The sequence below is a fragment of the Sphaerisporangium fuscum genome, from assembly GCF_018531465.1.
In the GTDB taxonomy this organism is placed as follows: domain Bacteria; phylum Actinomycetota; class Actinomycetes; order Streptosporangiales; family Streptosporangiaceae; genus Sphaerisporangium; species Sphaerisporangium fuscum.
Genome location: NZ_JAHDTF010000026.1, coordinates 81567 through 96526, shown reverse-complemented (window position 1 = coordinate 96526; position 14960 = coordinate 81567). Strand labels below are relative to the sequence as shown.

17 protein-coding genes are annotated in these 14960 nt (G+C 72.8%); 12 read left to right on the top strand and 5 right to left on the bottom strand.

The genetic code is table 11. The features are described from left to right. The first annotated feature begins 106 nt into the window (after positions 1–106). The 3 genes from KIK05_RS31060 to nhaA all read left to right on the top strand — a co-directional run bounded on the left by KIK05_RS31060 (position 107) and on the right by nhaA (position 2798). Positions 107–460, top strand: a complete 354-nt coding sequence (locus tag KIK05_RS31060; protein ID WP_214414442.1) for an STAS domain-containing protein — start codon at positions 107–109, stop codon at positions 458–460. A gap of 150 nt (positions 461–610) precedes the next feature. Continuing rightward, positions 611–1348 (top strand): DsbA family protein, encoded by a 738-nt coding sequence (locus KIK05_RS31055; protein WP_214414441.1) that lies wholly within the window; start codon positions 611–613, stop codon positions 1346–1348. 199 nt (positions 1349–1547) lie between these two features. Next, positions 1548–2798 (top strand): Na+/H+ antiporter NhaA, encoded by a 1251-nt coding sequence (nhaA, locus tag KIK05_RS31050; protein ID WP_214414440.1) that lies wholly within the window; start codon positions 1548–1550, stop codon positions 2796–2798. 55 nt (positions 2799–2853) lie between these two features. Here the strand turns inward: nhaA and KIK05_RS31045 are convergent, their stop codons facing one another. Both KIK05_RS31045 and KIK05_RS31040 read right to left on the bottom strand, forming a co-directional pair. Continuing rightward, positions 2854–4008, bottom strand: coding sequence for an inorganic phosphate transporter (locus tag KIK05_RS31045; RefSeq protein ID WP_214414439.1), 1155 nt, complete (start codon positions 4006–4008; stop codon positions 2854–2856). Positions 4009–4105: 97 nt separating this feature from the next. Next, the gene (locus KIK05_RS31040) at positions 4106–4669 is read right to left on the bottom strand and encodes a TetR/AcrR family transcriptional regulator (RefSeq protein ID WP_214414438.1); all 564 of its coding nucleotides are present in this window, start codon (positions 4667–4669) and stop codon (positions 4106–4108) included. Positions 4670–4765: 96 nt separating this feature from the next. Here KIK05_RS31040 and KIK05_RS31035 point away from each other — a divergent pair, with 96 nt between their 5' ends. Further along, positions 4766–5677 carry an SDR family NAD(P)-dependent oxidoreductase gene (locus tag KIK05_RS31035; protein ID WP_214414437.1) on the top strand — a complete coding sequence of 304 codons (912 nt, stop codon included), beginning with the start codon at positions 4766–4768 and terminating at the stop codon, positions 5675–5677. A 19-nt stretch (positions 5678–5696) separates the two neighbouring features. Here KIK05_RS31035 and KIK05_RS31030 read toward each other — a convergent pair whose 3' ends face one another. Continuing rightward, on the bottom strand, positions 5697–6575 hold the full coding sequence (locus KIK05_RS31030; protein ID WP_214414436.1) for a LysR family transcriptional regulator: 879 nt from the start codon (positions 6573–6575) through the stop codon (positions 5697–5699). A 204-nt stretch (positions 6576–6779) separates the two neighbouring features. Between KIK05_RS31030 and KIK05_RS31025 the strand changes: the two genes are divergently transcribed. Beyond that, the gene (locus tag KIK05_RS31025) at positions 6780–7670 is read left to right on the top strand and encodes an MBL fold metallo-hydrolase (protein ID WP_214414435.1); all 891 of its coding nucleotides are present in this window, start codon (positions 6780–6782) and stop codon (positions 7668–7670) included. A 27-nt stretch (positions 7671–7697) separates the two neighbouring features. Here KIK05_RS31025 and KIK05_RS31020 read toward each other — a convergent pair whose 3' ends face one another. After that, positions 7698–8678 (bottom strand): phosphotriesterase family protein, encoded by a 981-nt coding sequence (locus tag KIK05_RS31020; RefSeq protein ID WP_214414434.1) that lies wholly within the window; start codon positions 8676–8678, stop codon positions 7698–7700. 191 nt (positions 8679–8869) lie between these two features. On the opposite strand from KIK05_RS31020, the gene KIK05_RS31015 reads away from it, so the two are divergent. Further along, complete coding sequence (locus KIK05_RS31015) at positions 8870–9607, top strand: MBL fold metallo-hydrolase (protein WP_214414433.1); 738 nt, start codon at positions 8870–8872, stop codon at positions 9605–9607. Here the strand turns inward: KIK05_RS31015 and KIK05_RS31010 are convergent. After that, positions 9591–10541 carry an AraC family transcriptional regulator gene (locus KIK05_RS31010; RefSeq protein WP_214414432.1) on the bottom strand — a complete coding sequence of 317 codons (951 nt, stop codon included), beginning with the start codon at positions 10539–10541 and terminating at the stop codon, positions 9591–9593. The two genes, KIK05_RS31015 and KIK05_RS31010, sit on opposite strands and share 17 nt — an antisense overlap. 82 nt (positions 10542–10623) lie before the next feature. On the opposite strand from KIK05_RS31010, the gene KIK05_RS31005 reads away from it, so the two are divergent. The 6 genes from KIK05_RS31005 (at position 10624) to KIK05_RS30980 (ending at position 14957) form a co-directional block, all read left to right on the top strand. Continuing rightward, positions 10624–11475 (top strand): NAD(P)H-binding protein, encoded by an 852-nt coding sequence (locus KIK05_RS31005; protein ID WP_308250188.1) that lies wholly within the window; start codon positions 10624–10626, stop codon positions 11473–11475. 257 nt (positions 11476–11732) lie between these two features. Continuing rightward, positions 11733–11894: a hypothetical protein gene (locus KIK05_RS31000; RefSeq protein WP_214414430.1), complete on the top strand. Its 162-nt coding sequence runs from the start codon at positions 11733–11735 to the stop codon at positions 11892–11894. Positions 11895–11972: 78 nt separating this feature from the next. Next, positions 11973–12707, top strand: a complete 735-nt coding sequence (locus tag KIK05_RS30995; RefSeq protein ID WP_214414429.1) for an alanyl-tRNA editing protein — start codon at positions 11973–11975, stop codon at positions 12705–12707. After that, the gene (locus tag KIK05_RS30990; protein WP_214414428.1) at positions 12704–13279 is read left to right on the top strand and encodes a helix-turn-helix domain-containing protein; all 576 of its coding nucleotides are present in this window, start codon (positions 12704–12706) and stop codon (positions 13277–13279) included. The genes KIK05_RS30995 and KIK05_RS30990 overlap by 4 nt, the downstream gene beginning before the upstream one ends. Before the next feature lie 269 nt (positions 13280–13548). Next, the gene (locus tag KIK05_RS30985; RefSeq protein WP_214414427.1) at positions 13549–14289 is read left to right on the top strand and encodes an FG-GAP repeat domain-containing protein; all 741 of its coding nucleotides are present in this window, start codon (positions 13549–13551) and stop codon (positions 14287–14289) included. Continuing rightward, entirely contained in the window at positions 14286–14957 is a 672-nt protein-coding gene (locus tag KIK05_RS30980) for a hypothetical protein (RefSeq protein WP_214414426.1), read from the top strand. The genes KIK05_RS30985 and KIK05_RS30980 overlap by 4 nt, the downstream gene beginning before the upstream one ends. Positions 14958–14960: the final 3 nt, after the last annotated feature.

Here is a 14960-nt window from a genome sequence, read left to right as displayed (position 1 = left end):
CGCACGAGAGCTTCGCGTGACCCTGCGCGAGGTGGAAGGCAGGTCCGGCCGGGACGCCGCCCCTGGCGGCGCCGCACCTCGGCCGGGCACGGCAAGCAGAGGTGGCGTGACAGTGGAACGACCCAACGGCACCCGGTTCGGCGGCCTATCCGTGACCACCGAGGTCGGCGACGACGCCGTCGTCGTGCGGGTGTCCGGCGAGCTCGACCTCGCCACCGCTCCTCACCTGCGCGAACGCCTCGCCCAGGCGGCCGGCGTGTTCGTCCCGCCCAACGTGGTGGTCGACGTCGAGGAGCTCGCCTTCTGCGACTCCACCGGGCTGAGCGTGTTCACCACGGCGCTCACCGGGGCCGAGGCCGCGGGCGGGCGGCTCACTCTCACCGGCATCCGCGGCCAGCTCGCCCGGGTACTCAAGATCACCGGCCTGGACGAGAAGTTCCAGGTCCGGGCGGCCGGCTGAGATCCGGGCGCCGCCGCCTCCGGAGGGCATGGGCGGGCCTCGCCCGACACGCGGGTCCTCCCGCGGCTCCGATGTGACGGAGCGAAAGGGGGCAACATAGCCTCTGAGCAGTAGTTTCGATCCGGTGTTGTCTGAGGATGGACGGGGACCATGAGCAAGGCGGCTCGGCAGTCGGCCCGCGAGAGGTTGCGTGAGGAGCGCCTCCGGCAGGCGCAGCAGGACAGAAGACGGCGAATCCTGCTCATCGCCCTCGCCGTCGTCATCGCGGTCGCGGCGATCACAGGCGGCGTCCTCTGGCAGGTCAACAGGGCCAAGCCGAGCACGTTCGCCGGGGGCCTCGCCCCCGTCTCCACCTCGGCCGACGGCACCGTCACCATGGCGCAGCCGGGGGTGACCAAGCCGTTGCTCGAGGTCTACGAAGACTTCCAGTGCCCCATCTGCAAGGAGTTCGAGCACCTCAACGGCGGCACGATCAAGGACTTCGCCGCGAAGGGCAAGGTCAAGGTCGTGTACCACCCGATCGCCTTCGTCAACCCCGAGGGCTCGGTGCGCGCCGCCGCCGCGGCGCAGTGCGTGCCCGGCCGGTCGTGGATGACCTACCACGACACCTTGTTCGCCGACCAGCCGGACGAGAAGATCGCGTTCACCGTGCCGCAGCTCGAGAGCCTCGCGGGCAAGGCGAAGATCACCGATTCGGCCGTCCTGTCGTGCATCCGCGCGCAGAAGTACGCCGGCCAGGTGAAACAGCGCACCCAGGCGGCCTTCGGCAAACCCGCCGAGATCGAGGGCACTCCAACGCTGATCCTCGACGGCACCAAGCTGACCAACCAGCAGACCCTCACCGTCGGCGGCCTGACCGAGGCCCTGCAGGCGGCGGACCACCGCTGATCGACGCCGGCCGGGCGCGGCCGTCCTCTCCGCGCCCGGCCGGCGGCCTCCCGGCCTTGCCGCGCCTCCCCCGGCACGTTCGTGGCGTTCACGCCGGACCGGTTTGAGGGGATGTCGTGACATTCAGGTAGATTGTCTGACAGGGGTGCCGGGAAGTCTGGTCGGCTGTCCATTCGCCGATCACGAAAACGGGTGTCCCATGGGCGTCACCACTCGTCCCGCCTTCCGGCTGTTCAGCCGTGCCTCCTGGCCCGAGGCCGGCCGGGTCGCCGAGATCCTGCGCAGCGAGACCATCGGCGGCGTGCTCCTTCTCGCCGCCGCGGTGCTCGCCATGGTCTGGGCCAACTCGCCGTACGCCTCGGCCTACGTCGCCCTGCGCGACCACCCGCTGGGCCCGGCATCGTTGCACCTGGACCTGACGCCCGCGAAGTGGGCGGGCGACGGGCTGCTGGCCGTCTTCTTCTTCGTGGCCGGGCTGGAGCTCAAGCGCGAGTTCGTCGCCGGTGACCTGCGCGACCTCCGGCGGGCGGCCGTCCCCGTGGCCGCCGCGGTGGGCGGGGTGGCCGTCCCCGCGGCCGTCTACCTGGCGGTCGACGCCTTCGCCGGCGGCGGGGCGGTCAAGGGCTGGGCCGTGCCGACGGCCACCGACATCGCCTTCGCCCTGGCGGTGCTGGCCGTCATCGGGCGGCACCTGCCGTCGGCGCTCCGCACGTTCCTGCTCACGCTCGCGGTGGTCGACGACCTGATCGCCATCGTGATCATCGCGGTGTTCTACACCCAGCACCTGGGGGTGGTGTGGCTGGCCGCGGCCGCGGTGCCGCTGGCGGTGTTCACCCTGCTGGTCCGGCGAGGGGTACGTGCCTGGTGGGCGCTGCTCCCCCTCGCCGTGGCGGTGTGGCTGCTCGTGCACGCCTCGGGGGTGCACGCCACGGTCGCCGGCGTGCTGCTCGGCCTCGTCGTGCCGGTGTCGGGACGCGGCGGCGACGGCGCGGTGGCCGAGCACTTCGAGCACCGCTGGCGTCCCGTCTCCGCGGGGGTGGCGGTGCCGGTGTTCGCGTTCCTGTCGGCCGGGGTGCCCCTCGGCGGTGTGGACGGGCTCGGCTCGGCGCTGTCCGACCACGTCGCGATCGGCGTGGCCGCGGGACTGATCGCCGGCAAACCCGTCGGCGTGACCGCCGCCACGTGGCTGGTGGCCCGCTTCACCCGGGCCCGCCTCGACACGGGGCTCAGCTGGGTCGACGTGCTCGGTCTGTCGATTCTGGCCGGCATCGGCTTCACCGTCTCGCTGCTCATCGGGGAGCTGGCGTTCGGCGCCGACGCCGATCGCTTCGCCCACGTGAAGGTCGCCGTGCTCGCCGGATCCCTGGCCGCCGCCACGCTGGCCGCCGTGGTGCTCCGGCTGCGCGACCGCGCCTACCGCCGCATGGAGGAGGACGAGGCGGCCGCCTGACCGCGGGGGACGTCACCTGGCGAGCATCACGTACACGCCCAGGCCGATGATCGATTCATGCCACCTGCTCCCTGACGGCCGGTGCCGGGGCGACCCGCCCGGTCCATTCGTCGTTGACGTTGCCCGGGTCGACGGGGGCACGGCGGGCGGCGAGGTAGAGGGCCGCGGCCAGCAGCAGCGCGACCGCGAAGACGACCGACACGCCGAGCGCGCCGCCGAGCGCGTTCGCCCCGGCCCACGCCAGCGCGCCGACCGCGGCCGCCGCCGGGAGGGTGACCAGCCACGCGGCGACCATGCGGGCGGCCACGTTCCAGCGGACCTCGGCCAGCCGCTTGCCGAGCCCCGCGCCGATCACCGAGCCGGTGCACACGTGCGTGGTGGACAGCGGGAATCCGAAGTGCGACGAGGCGAACACCACCGCGGCCGAGGAGCTCTCGGCCGCGAAGCCCTGGGGCGTCTCGATCTCGGTCAGGCCCTTGCCGAGAGTACGGATGACCCGCCAGCCGCCGATGTAGGTGCCGAGCGCGATGGCGGTGGCGCTGGCCGCGATCACCCACCATGGCGTGCCGGTGTCCTTGCCGATCACACCCGCGGCGATCAGGGCCAGTGTGATGACGCCCATCGTCTTCTGCGCGTCGTTGGTCCCGTGCGCGAGCGACACGAGCGAGGCCGAGCCGATCTGCCCGTACCTGAAGCCGCGCACGCGGGTCCCCTCGGGGACGTTCCTGGTCAGGACGTAGACCAGGAACGTCCCGACGGTCGCCACGAGGATCGCGGCCAGCGGCGCCAGCACCGCCGGGATCAGCACCTTGGACACGATCGCGGCGCCCTTGACGGCCGAGGCGCCCGCGGCGATGAGCGTGGCCCCGGCCACCCCGCCGATCAGGGCGTGCGAGGAACTGGACGGGATGCCGAAGTACCAGGTCAGCAGGTTCCACGCCAGCCCGCCGACGAGACCGGCGAAGACCACGGTGAGCGTGATGGCGCCGGTGTCGACGATGCCGGTCGCGACGGTGGCGGCCACCTTCAGCGACAGGAACGCCCCGGCGAAGTTCAGCGCCGCGGACAGCGCGACCGCGGCCCTGGGCGGCAGCGCGCCGGTGGCGATGGAGGTCGCCATGGCGTTGGCGGTGTCGTGGAAGCCGTTGGTGAAGTCGAAGGCCAGGGCCGTGGCGACGACGACGGCGAGTAACACGGTGTTCGTGTCCATACGGCATCCCTGACCCTCAGGCCCGGTCCTAACCACGCCGCGACGCCTCTCACGGAGAATTCATCTTCCCTTCGTCCGGGCGTGGCGTCGGCGCCGGTCACGACGCGGCGGGGCGGATCCCCTGCACGAGTATGTTCAGGTACTGCTCGGTCATGTCGGGGGGTGCCGGGTTCGAGCGGATGGCGTGGTCGATCCCGCACAGCAGGCGACGCAGGTCGTCGGCGGTGAGGCCGGGGCGCACGACGCCCTCGGTTCGCGCCCGGTCCAGCAGACGGTCGACGGCCCGCTCCAGGGCGATCTTGAGAGCGGCGACCTCGGGCAGTTCGGCCGCCGGGCAGGCCAGGACGTCGGACAGCCCCAGGCATTCGCGCTGGAGGGTCAGCGTGACGCGCATCGCCGCGGCCAGACCGGCCTGCGCGTCGGCCGCCTCGGCCGCCTCCTCGATGTGACGCAGCAGCAGGGCGAGGCCGTCCTCGGCGATGGCCTCGACGAGGGCCTGCGTGGTGGGGAAGCGCCGGTAGGCGGTGGCGACGCCGACGCCCGCCTCGCGGGCGATCACGTTCATCTGCAGGTCGTCGCCGGCCGCGAGATGACGGCGGGCCACCTCCAGCAGCTTGCCGCGGTTACGCGTCGCGTCCGCCCTGAGCCTCCCCTGCGCCATGCCGGCCATCCTACCGATATCCGGATGCCTCATCCATTTGTGCTAGCGTAGGCCGGCATGTGGATGAGGCATCCACTTATACGGGAGGAAGTCGTCATGCCCGCACTCGACTGGACCGCCGACCAGATGCCCGACCTGACCGGACGCACCTTTCTGGTCACCGGCGCGGCCGGCGGCCTCGGCGCCGCGCTCACCCGCCACCTGGCGGCACGCCACGCACGCGTGATCGCGACCGTCCGCGACGCGGCGCGCGGCGCCCGGCTCCGCGAGGCCGTCCTGGCCGGCACGCCCAAGGCCGAGGTGGAGGTACGCCCGCTGAACCTTCTGGACCTGGACGCGATCGCCCGCTTCGCCGACGAGCTGGACCGGCCGGTGGACGTACTGATCAACAACGCGGGCATCTCCGGCGGGCCGCGTGAGCTGAGCCCCCAGGGCTACGAGAGCCAGATGGCCACCAACCACCTGGGCCCGTTCGCCCTCACCCTGCGGCTGCTGGACACCCTCGCCGCAGGCGCCGATCCGCGGGTGGTGACGGTGTCCTCGTTCGTCTACGACCTCTTCCGCGTCACCCTCGACCTCGACGACCTCGACGGAGAGCGCAGGTACTCTCCGCCGGTCGCCTACACCCGCTCCAAGCTCGCCGCGACCCTGTTCGGCCGCGAACTCGACCGGCGCCTGCGCACCACCGGCTCCCCGGTCCGCAGCCTCGTCGCGCACCCCGGCATGGCGCGGACGCCGATGAACGCCGACCCGCGGGGAATGGAACGGCTGGTCGTGTGGGCGATGGCCCTCCGCTACGCACGCCCCGTCGATCAGGCCGTGCTGCCCCTGCTGTACGCGGCCACCGCCCCGGGCGCCCCCACCGACGCCTTCATCGGCCCGACCGGCCCCAGGAACCGCACGCGCGTCGAACTGGCCGCCCACCGCGGCCCGGCCGCCGATCTCCGCCTGGCCGCCGACCTGTGGCGGATCACCGAAGAACGCACGGGCGTGCGCTCTTCGAACTGACCGGCCGCAGCTCCGGACATCAGGGGGCCGCGCCGGCGGGGCGGTGGACGGCGGTGGCGATCCGCGTGAACGAGCGGACGAGCGGGCTGGAGTCCGCGCTGTTCCAGGCGACCACCAGGCGGCTGGGCGGCATGTCGAGCAGAGGGACGATGGTGAGACCGTCGGGAAGGGCGTGGGCCAGCGACGTGAGCCCGACGGTGCCGTTCCACAGGACCGCCTGGAGGCATTCGTGGACGGTTCGCACCACGGGACCTTCGCGATGCGGGCCGGTGGGCGTGGTGGCGTTCCAGTAGGCCCGCCAGAGCGGGTCGGCCTCCTCCGGCAGCCGGAACCAGCGGCGTCCGGCGAGTTCGTGCAGGCGCAGGGCGTCGCGGTGGGCGAGCGGGTCGTCGGCGCGCAGGACCACCCCGACGGGGTCCGAGCGCAGGACGTGCGTGGCGAGCCCGCCGTCGTCGAACGGCGCGCGGGTGAGGGCGACGTCGACCAGCCCGGCCCGCAGCCCGCAGGTCGGGTCGGTGAAGTCGAACTCACGGACCCGGACCTCCACGCCGGGGTGCCGTCGCCGGTAGGCGGCGACCAGTCCGCCCCCGGCCTGCTCGGCGCTGTCGGCGAGCGTGCCGATGGTGATCGTGGCGGTGCCGGCCGCGGCGGCGACCCGGGCCCGCGCCTGGTCGGCCTGCTGGAGGAGGGTGCGCGCTTCGCCGTACAGCGCCGTTCCGGCGGGCGTGAGTGTGACGCCGGTGGGCGACCTGCGCAGCAGGACGGTGCCGAGGTCGCTCTCCAGCTGCTTGATGGCCCGGCTGAGCGGCGGCTGGGTCATGTGCAGGCGCGCGGCGGCGCGGCCGAAGTGGAGTTCGTCGGCGACGGCCACGAAGTAGCGCAGCACGCGGAGGTCCATCAGCAGCGACGATACCGGCACGGCATCGGGCGTGCGGAACCGGTGTTGGACGCCCCGCGCGATCACGCGATGGACTGGTCGGCGACCGGATCCCCCGCAAGGCCGCCTCCTGGGTGACGCGCGGGACCTGGGCCCGGTGCCGCCCGGCACGGAACGCCGTGCACGGCCCGCGGCGGCGACCGAACCGATTTCCGAGGAGCTGACATGTCCGAACAGGTGATGCCCGATCCCGTTGTGCGGGTCACCGACGCGCGGGAGCTCGCCCGCGATCTGGTGGTGATCCCGAACCGGCGGGTGCAGCTGGTGCCGAACATCGGGGTGATCGGCGGTGCGCATTCCGTGCTGGTGGTCGACACCGGCCTGGGAGTGGAGAACGCCGAGACCGTGCTGCGGTTCGCGGCCGAGTTCGCCAAAGGACGCAAGCTGTACCTGACCACGACGCATTTCCATCCCGAGCACGCGTTCGGCGCCCAGGTGTTCGGCGGAGAGGCGACGTTCCTCGTCAACAGGGCGCAGGCCGAGGACCTGAAGGTGAAGGGCCCCGGCTACCTCGAGATGTTCAAGGAGCTCGGCGAGCCGGTCGCGCGCCGGCTCCAGGGCGTCCGGCCGGCGAGCCCCGACCTCGTCTACGACCAGGAGCACGACCTGGACCTGGGCGGCCGGGTCGTGCGGTTGCGGGCCACCGGCCGGGCGCACAGCAGGGGCGATCAGGTCGTCACCGTCCCGGACGCCGACGTCATGTTCACCGGCGACCTCGTGGAGGCCGGCCAGTTCGCGATCTTCCCGTGGTTCCCGCCGCACGACACCGACGTGTCCGGCGTCCGCTGGCTGGCCGTGATGCGGCGGCTGGCCGCGCAGAGCCCGCGCGTGGTCGTACCGGGGCACGGTGACGTGGGAGGACCGCGGCTGCTGGCGGACGTGGCCGCCTACCTGGAGTCACTGCGCGACGAGACCTGGATCCGCCGCGACTCGGCCATGAGCGAGCGGACGATCGCCGAAGAGGTGAAGGCCGTGATGCTCGCACGGCATCCGGACTGGGCCGGCCAGGAGTGGATCGAGAAGGGCGTCGGCTGCCTCTGCGCCGAACACGAATGACGGAGACGACGCCGCCGGCTGACGGTCTCAGCCGCCTTCGAAGAACAGACGCGGCACGTCGACGAGCATCCTGTCGACCTGTTTCCGCGTGACACCGCGCTCCAGCACGTAGGGCACGACCTCCTCGAACAGGTGGGTGTAGTGCCACTGGGGCAGGAACGCCATGACGTCCGGGTCGATCCAGTCGATGTAGCAGGACGCGTCCTGCGACAGCACCATCCGCTCGGCGTACCCGCGGCGTGCCATCTCGATCAGGGTCTCGGCGCGGGCCTCGAAGGGCACCTCGGTGTACAGGCCGAAACGGTCCATGCCGAGCAGGAAGCCGGCGTCGGCGAGTTCGGCGAGGTGGTCGCAGTCGCCGGTGTCGCCGCTGTGGCCGAGCACGATGCGCCCCGGCTCGACGCCCTCCTCGTCGCACATCACCCGCTTGACCTCCAGGCCGGTACGCGAGGCGGGGTGCGTGTGGACGGTGATGGGCACCCCGGTCTCCAGGTGCGCCTTCGCGACCGCGCGCATCACCCGTTCGACGCCGGGCGTCGGCCCTTGCCGGTCGATGGCGCACTTCAGCATGCCCGCCCTGACGCCGGTGCCGGCGATGCCGTCGCGGATGTCGCCGACGAACATCTCGACCATGGGGTCCGGGAGCTCGGTGCCGAGCAGGTCGTTGAGCGCGGGCCCGCGGTGGTGGAAGAAGAACGGGAGGTCGTTGTAGGTGTAGAGCCCGGTGGCGACCACGATGTTGAGCGGCAGCCGCTCGGCGACCCGCTGGATGCGGGGGATGTAGCGGCCGAGCCCGGCCACCGTCGGGTCGACGATCGTCCGGACGCCCGCGTCGTACGCCGCCTGGAGCTTCGCGACGGCGTCCGAGACGCGCTCCTCCTCCGAGCCCCACTCGGACGGGTAGTTCTCCCGCATCTCGGTCGTGAGCACGAAGATGTGCTCGTGCATCAGCGTCACCCCGAGGTCGGCGCTGTCGACGGGTCCGCGGACGGTCTCGATCCGGCTCACGCGTGCTCCTCCCTTTTCCGGAGCGTACGCCGCCACCGTGGCGCCGGTCACGCACCCGGTACGCGCCGGCAAGTGGTCCCCCGGAAGCGCTCGCGAATGGACGTACACCAACGGTCCACTTGTCGGCATGCTCTCCTCGTACCGGTCGCCGAGGTGACGGCCGGGGCTCATCGCGTCATTCGGAGGTGGTCGTGAGGCTCACGGTGCTGGGCGGATGCGGGGCGTGGCCGGCGAGCGGGCAGGCGTGCGGCGGATACCTGGTCGAACGCGACGGGTTCAGGGTCCTGGTCGATCCGGGGTACGCCACGCTGCCCAGGTTGCTGGAGGTCACCACGGCCGAGGAGATCGACGCGGTCCTGGTGAGCCACGGCCATCCCGACCACTGCGCCGACCTGAACCCTCTGCTGCGCGCCCGTGCCCTGGGGGGCGCGCACCCGCCCGCGCTGCCGGTGTACGCGCCGGCCGGAGCGCTCGACGCCGTTCTGCGGCTGGACGGGCGGATGCTGGCCGGCAGCTTCGCACCGCACGACCTGCCGCCCTCAGGCGGGCTGGAGCTCGGGCCGTTCCGCCTGGACACCTGGGCGTTGCCGCACCACGTGCCGAACGCCGGGCTGCGGCTGAGCGGCGGCGGCAAGGTGCTCGCCTACACCGGTGACACCGGCCCGTCCGACGCGCTGCCGGACCTCGCCAGGGACGCCGACCTGCTGCTGGCCGAGGCGACCTACCCCGAGGAGGTCCCCGGCGAGGACGCCCCCTACCTCTCCACCGCCCGCCAGGCGGGACGTACCGCGGCCGTTGCGGGGGTGGCGCGGCTGCTGCTCACCCACCTGTGGCCCGGCACCTCGTCCGATCCCGCCCTGGCCGCGGCGGCGGAGTCGTACCGCGGCGACCTGGCCGTCGCCTCCTGGGGCGTCACGGTGGACCTGTGACCGGGCCACGGCGCCAGGCCGACGGGGTGACGCCGCGGGAGCGCTTGAACGCCACGCTGAAGGCGAAGGCGTCCTCGTACCCCACCGTGCGGGCCACGGCCGCGACGGTCGCCTCGGTGTCACGGAGCAGGTCCGCCGCCAAGGTCATCCGCCAGCCGGTGAGGTAGGTGAGCGGCGGCTCGCCGACCAGGCCGGCGAAGCGCGCGGCGAAGGCGGCGCGGGACATGCCGACCTTGGCGGCCAGCGCGGCGACGGTCCACCGGTGGGCGGGGTCCTCGTGCATGAGGCGCAGCGCTTCCCCGATGGCGGGATCGGCCAGCGCCCGGTACCACGCGGGGAGGGCCGCCCGCGGCCGGGCGCACCATGCGCGCAGCGCCAGCACGAGCAGCAGATCCAGCATCCGGTGGAGGACGGCGTCCTGGCCGGGTTCGTCGCGGGCGACCTCCGTGGCGAGCAGGTCCAGCGCCGCCCGCGTCCGCGGCCCGGCGGGAACGACCGCCAGCGGCGGAAGGATGTCGAGCAGGCGGTGGCCCACGTCGCCGTGGAGTTCGTAGCCGGCCCGGAGCATGATCGTGGCGCCGGGCAGCCCGTCGCCGTAGGTGCGCGGACCCAGGGCGCGCTCGGCCCCGACCTCGCCGCCGCCGACGAGGTGCTTCCTTCCTCCCCGGATCACGACCTGGGGCGGGGTGGACGGGTCGTCGGCGATCGTGTACGGGCCGGTCCCGCTGACGACGGCGATGTCGCCCGCCGCGAGACGCACCGGCGCCGCGCCGGCGTCGCCGAGCCGGATCGACGCCTCGCCGCCGAGCGTGGCCACGACGGTGAGCGGAGGGGCGTCGGCGAAGGTCAGCGACCAGGGCGGCCGCTGGATCAGCTGTCTGACCAGCGCGTTCCCGGCACGGGCGCGGTGCAGCAGGTCGCTCAGGACGTCCATGCCATCCACGCTAGACGAGCACAAAGGTATCCGCGACGTTCTCCCATGGATCGTCTGGCACCCCCTGCGGTTCCCTGGGTGTGTGAAGAACATCCTCATCCTCGGCGGCACCGGCAAGACCGGCCGCCGCATCGTACGGCGCCTCGAGGCCGCCGGCCGGACGGTACGGACGGCGTCCCGCGCCGGCGGCGACGTCCGCCTCGACCTGGACGACCCGTCCACATGGGCTCCCGCGCTCGACGGCGTCGCCGCCGCGTACATCCTGGAGCCGAACCGGCGTTCGAGCGCCGACCCCCGGGCGGGCGTCCCCGGATTCGTGACCCGGGCCGTCGCCGCGGGCGTGGGGCGGCTGGTGCTCCTGTCGGCCCACGGCGTCGGCGAGGCCGGCGAGGCCAATCCCCTCTGGGCCGCCGAGCAGGCCGTGCGCGGCTCCGGCGTCGACTGGACCATCCTGCGACCGGACTGGTTCTCGCAGAACTTCAGCGAGAGCTTCTGGCTGCCGGGCATCCTCGACGGGACGCTGGCCCTGCCCACCGGCGACGGGCGCACGCCGTTCATCGACGCCGAGGACATCGCCGACGTCGCCGTGGCGGCGCTGACCGAGGACCGCCACAGTGGCCGGATCTACCCGCTGACCGGCCCACGGGCGATCAGCTTCGGTGAGGCGGCCGAGCTCATCGGCGACGCCGCCGGACGCACGGTCCGTCATCTCGACATCGACCCCGCGGTCTTCGTCGAGCGATCGGTCGCCGGCGGCGTGCCGGCCGGGATGGCGCGCCTGCTCACCGGCCTCCTCGTGGCGATCCGCGACGGCGGGAACAGCCCGGTCTCCGACGGCGTCGAACAAGCCCTCGGCCGCCCACCCCGGCGCTTCGAGGACTACGTGACCGAAACCGCCGCCACCGGCGTCTGGAACCCGCCCGGCACCGACTGAGCCCTGATCAGTGGGCACCCCGGGGTGACCGTCAGACCAGCGGGCCTCTCTGGGACCGACACCCCGGAGAGGCCCACGCTTCCTGCACGACGGCTTCCCGGGTGCCTTCAGCGCCCCTGACACAGGCGACAGCCTGCTGCGCGATACCGGGGTCGTGGTGATCAGCGCGCGAGGCGGAGCCTACGGCCTGGGCACCCCGCGGGAGGCATGGGACTTCCCAGACCCCCTACCTGTGGGCGTACTTCGCCAAGCAGGGCATGTCTCCCGACAACCTCTTCTTCGTCACCGCCGAGATGACACTGGCCAACCTCGTCCGGCACCTGGCCGGCTTCCGGCCGTTGGCGGCGAGCTCGCTGGCGACGGCACGAACCGAGGCGACCGCCCTGGCGACGGACGCCATCGGAGTGGCGCACTCCTGAGGAGCTCACGGCCGCGTCCACCCCGCCAGTCTGGGACGGCTGGCGGGAGGGCATCGTCCCGTTCGATATGATGAGCACATGGTTCATTTTAATAGCCCTGATGTGGTGGTCGAACAGGACGCCCTCTACCTGCGGGACACCTACCTGACCGAGGTCACCGCTGGCGTGGCGGCGACAGGGCGAGAGGACGACGGCACGGCCTGGGTCGCGTTGCAGCAGAACCTCTTCCATCCGCAGGGCGGCGGCCAGCCCGCCGACCGCGGCTGGCTCGGCTCGTGCGAAGTCGTCCCGGCCCGCTACGCGCCGACCGGCCTGGTCGTGCTCCGCGCCCGCCACAGCACCGAGGACGACCTCGTCGGCCTGTCGGCGGGCGACCTGGTCCACGCCCGCGTCGACGCCGACCTGCGCCTGCTTCACGCCGCCCTGCACACGGCCGGACACCTGATCGAAGCGGCGGCCCGGACCGAGGGATGGACACTGACCGGTAACAACCACTTCCCCGGGCAGGCCCGCATCGAGCTCGACGCCACCCGGGCCGACCCGGAGCTCGACACCGCCGAAGGCCGGGAGAAGATCGCCGATCGGCTGCGCGTGTTCGTGGCCACAGCCATCGGCGACGACCTGCCGGTCGCCGCCGACCATGATCAGGACGGCCGGCGCATCGTCCACCTGGGCGACCTCCACGCCGCCCCGTGCGGCGGCACCCACGTGCGCAGCCTCGCCGACCTGGCCCAGGTGACGATCTCGGGCGTGAAGCAGAAGAAGGGCCGCGTCCGCGTCTCCTACACCGCGTCCCACCGGCCGCGGTCATGACCGGCACCGACCGCGGACGCCCACCGGCCAGCAGCGCCGCCGCCGCGGCGGGTGCCCAGATCCAGCGCCGCCGCCGGCAACGCGGGATGAGCCAGGCCGAGCTGGTCAGGAGAACCGGACTGAGCAAAGGGACGCTGTCACAGCTGGAGGCAGGTCTCGGCAACCCCACCATCGACACCCTGGACGCCATCGCGGTCGCCCTCGCCGTCCCGCTCACCGACCTGCTCACCCGCGACAGCGATCCCGGCACCGTGCACCTGCCGTCGACGGCCGCCGCGCACGACCAGCCCACCCGCGAACTGCTGCGCCGCATCAGCGGTGGACACAGCCTGGAACTGTGGCGATTGCGGATTCCCGCCCATCTGTCCATCGACGGGGTGCCGCACGCCCCGGGCACGATCGAGCATCTCCTGATCGCCTCCGGCCGGCTCCTGGCCGGTCCTGCCGACGATCTTCGGCGGTTGCAGACCGGTGACATGCTCGCCTTCGCCGGCGACACTCCACACGCCTACCGCACCGAGGACCAGGCCGCCGACGTCACCGTTGTCATCGCCTCACCCGCGACGACCTGAAGGACGACCTCTCCGACATCTGCGACGACATCGACGACTTGCTGGAGGGCAAGCCGGCGACGAGGCCGCCTTCCCGGCCATCGCCGGCCGCCACCGGCTCACCGCGCACAAGCGGCAGCCGCCGATCGGCCCCCCTGAGCGCCACAGGAGGCGCCTGTCAGACCGGCGAGCACGTGCGACGTCCCCGGGGCCGGCGGCCGCACTAGGATCACTGAATGCGTCCCCCTGTTACGGGAAAACTCGCAATCTGTCTCCTCGCCGGACTCACCGTGGCATGCAGCACGACGCCGGCACCTGTCACGACGAGGACGCCCGTCTCGGCGCCGGCGGCCGATGCCGCCCCGACCCCGCCGCCGAGCGCGACGCCCCTCAACGCCGCCTCGCCCCCGCCGCCGATTACCACGCCCTATACCGCCGTCGCCACTCCGGCCGCTCGCGTCGTCGCGGCCGCCCGTAAGGCCCGGGCCGCGCATGACTACAACGGCGACGGCCACGCCGATCTGGCGGTCGCCGTCCCCCAGCCCGGCGCGGACGGCAAGGCGACGAAGGCGCGGGTCGAGGTGCTGTACGGCTCCGCCGCCGGTCTCACCGGCACCAAGCGCAAGATCGTCTCCATCGGTGCCATGGCGGCCTGGGACGAGGATTCCTCCTTGAGCCTCGCCTCCGGCGACTTCGACCGTGATGGATACGCCGACCTGGCGATCAGTGCGCCGGAGCCGAGTGACCGCGCCAGACCCCCTGCCCACCAACTGGCCGTCGTCTTCGGCTCCGCCGCCGGGCTGACCGGCGCGCCGGTCACCCTCGCGCCGCCACCGGCGGCCGGCACGCTCGTTCCCCAGTCGGCCGCCGGGGACTTCAACAAGGACGGCTACCAGGATCTCGTCGTGACGGACGACTCGGCGGCGTGGGTGGCCTATGGCGGCCGTGGCACCAGGACGGGACGGGCGAGCTGGAGGACCGTCCTGTCGGGGACCGTCGAGGTCCGCTCGCTCGCGCCACCGGTGACGTGACCGGCGACGGCTTCGACGACCTCGCTGTGGTGTACTCGGTGGACGACCCGGCCGACGAGGGCGAGGGCGTGGTGTACCGCGGCTCGCCGACCGGCCTGACGAGCCGCCTGACCGGTGGTTTCCCCGGCTGGGGCGTGGGCTCCGTGGCGATCGGCGACATCGGCGGCGACGGCTTCGGCGACGTTGTCGCGGGCAACGCCTACGAGGACGCCGAGGACCCGGGCGGCCAGATCTACATCAGCAGGGGCTCGGCCGGCGGGCTGGCCGCGCACCGGCTGCTGGGGCCCGGAACGCCGGGCATGCCCGAGGCACCGGACGGCGTTTCCGGGTTCGACTCGTCCGTCACGGCCGGCGATGTCGACGCCGACGGGTACGGCGATGTCGCCGTCGGCCTCGAGGGTGCCGTCTACATCCTCCACGGCGGACGCGGCGGCCTGTCGGCCGGCGACACCAGGGTGCTCACCCCCGAGACCGCCGACCTCTCCGACCCGTACGCGACACGATTCGGCCTGGACATCACCTTGATCGACATCGACGGCGACGCCGCCGCCGAACTCCTCACCACCACCGGTGAGTCCGTGTCCCTGTACTCCTCATCGGTCGCCGTGCCCCCGTCCGGCTCCCCCTCGGCTGAGGCAAGTTCGCGGCGTGGTGTTGTTCGTCGGTGAGCG

Excerpts from the sequence above, each read along its gene's own strand:
- KIK05_RS30995 (WP_214414429.1), top strand. The coding sequence starts at position 11,973 with ATGGTTCATTTTAATAGCCCTGATGTGGTGGTCGAACAGGACGCCCTC.
- KIK05_RS31055 (WP_214414441.1), top strand. The coding sequence starts at position 611 with ATGAGCAAGGCGGCTCGGCAGTCGGCCCGCGAGAGGTTGCGTGAGGAG.
- KIK05_RS31000 (WP_214414430.1), top strand. The coding sequence starts at position 11,733 with ATGTCTCCCGACAACCTCTTCTTCGTCACCGCCGAGATGACACTGGCC.
- KIK05_RS31030 (WP_214414436.1), bottom strand. The coding sequence starts at position 6,575 with ATGGACCTCCGCGTGCTGCGCTACTTCGTGGCCGTCGCCGACGAACTC.
- KIK05_RS31010 (WP_214414432.1), bottom strand. The coding sequence starts at position 10,541 with ATGGACGTCCTGAGCGACCTGCTGCACCGCGCCCGTGCCGGGAACGCG.
- KIK05_RS30990 (WP_214414428.1), top strand. The coding sequence starts at position 12,704 with ATGACCGGCACCGACCGCGGACGCCCACCGGCCAGCAGCGCCGCCGCC.
- nhaA (WP_214414440.1), top strand. The coding sequence starts at position 1,548 with ATGGGCGTCACCACTCGTCCCGCCTTCCGGCTGTTCAGCCGTGCCTCC.
- KIK05_RS31040 (WP_214414438.1), bottom strand. The coding sequence starts at position 4,669 with ATGGCGCAGGGGAGGCTCAGGGCGGACGCGACGCGTAACCGCGGCAAG.
- KIK05_RS31025 (WP_214414435.1), top strand. The coding sequence starts at position 6,780 with ATGTCCGAACAGGTGATGCCCGATCCCGTTGTGCGGGTCACCGACGCG.
- KIK05_RS31045 (WP_214414439.1), bottom strand. The coding sequence starts at position 4,008 with ATGGACACGAACACCGTGTTACTCGCCGTCGTCGTCGCCACGGCCCTG.
- KIK05_RS31035 (WP_214414437.1), top strand. The coding sequence starts at position 4,766 with ATGCCCGCACTCGACTGGACCGCCGACCAGATGCCCGACCTGACCGGA.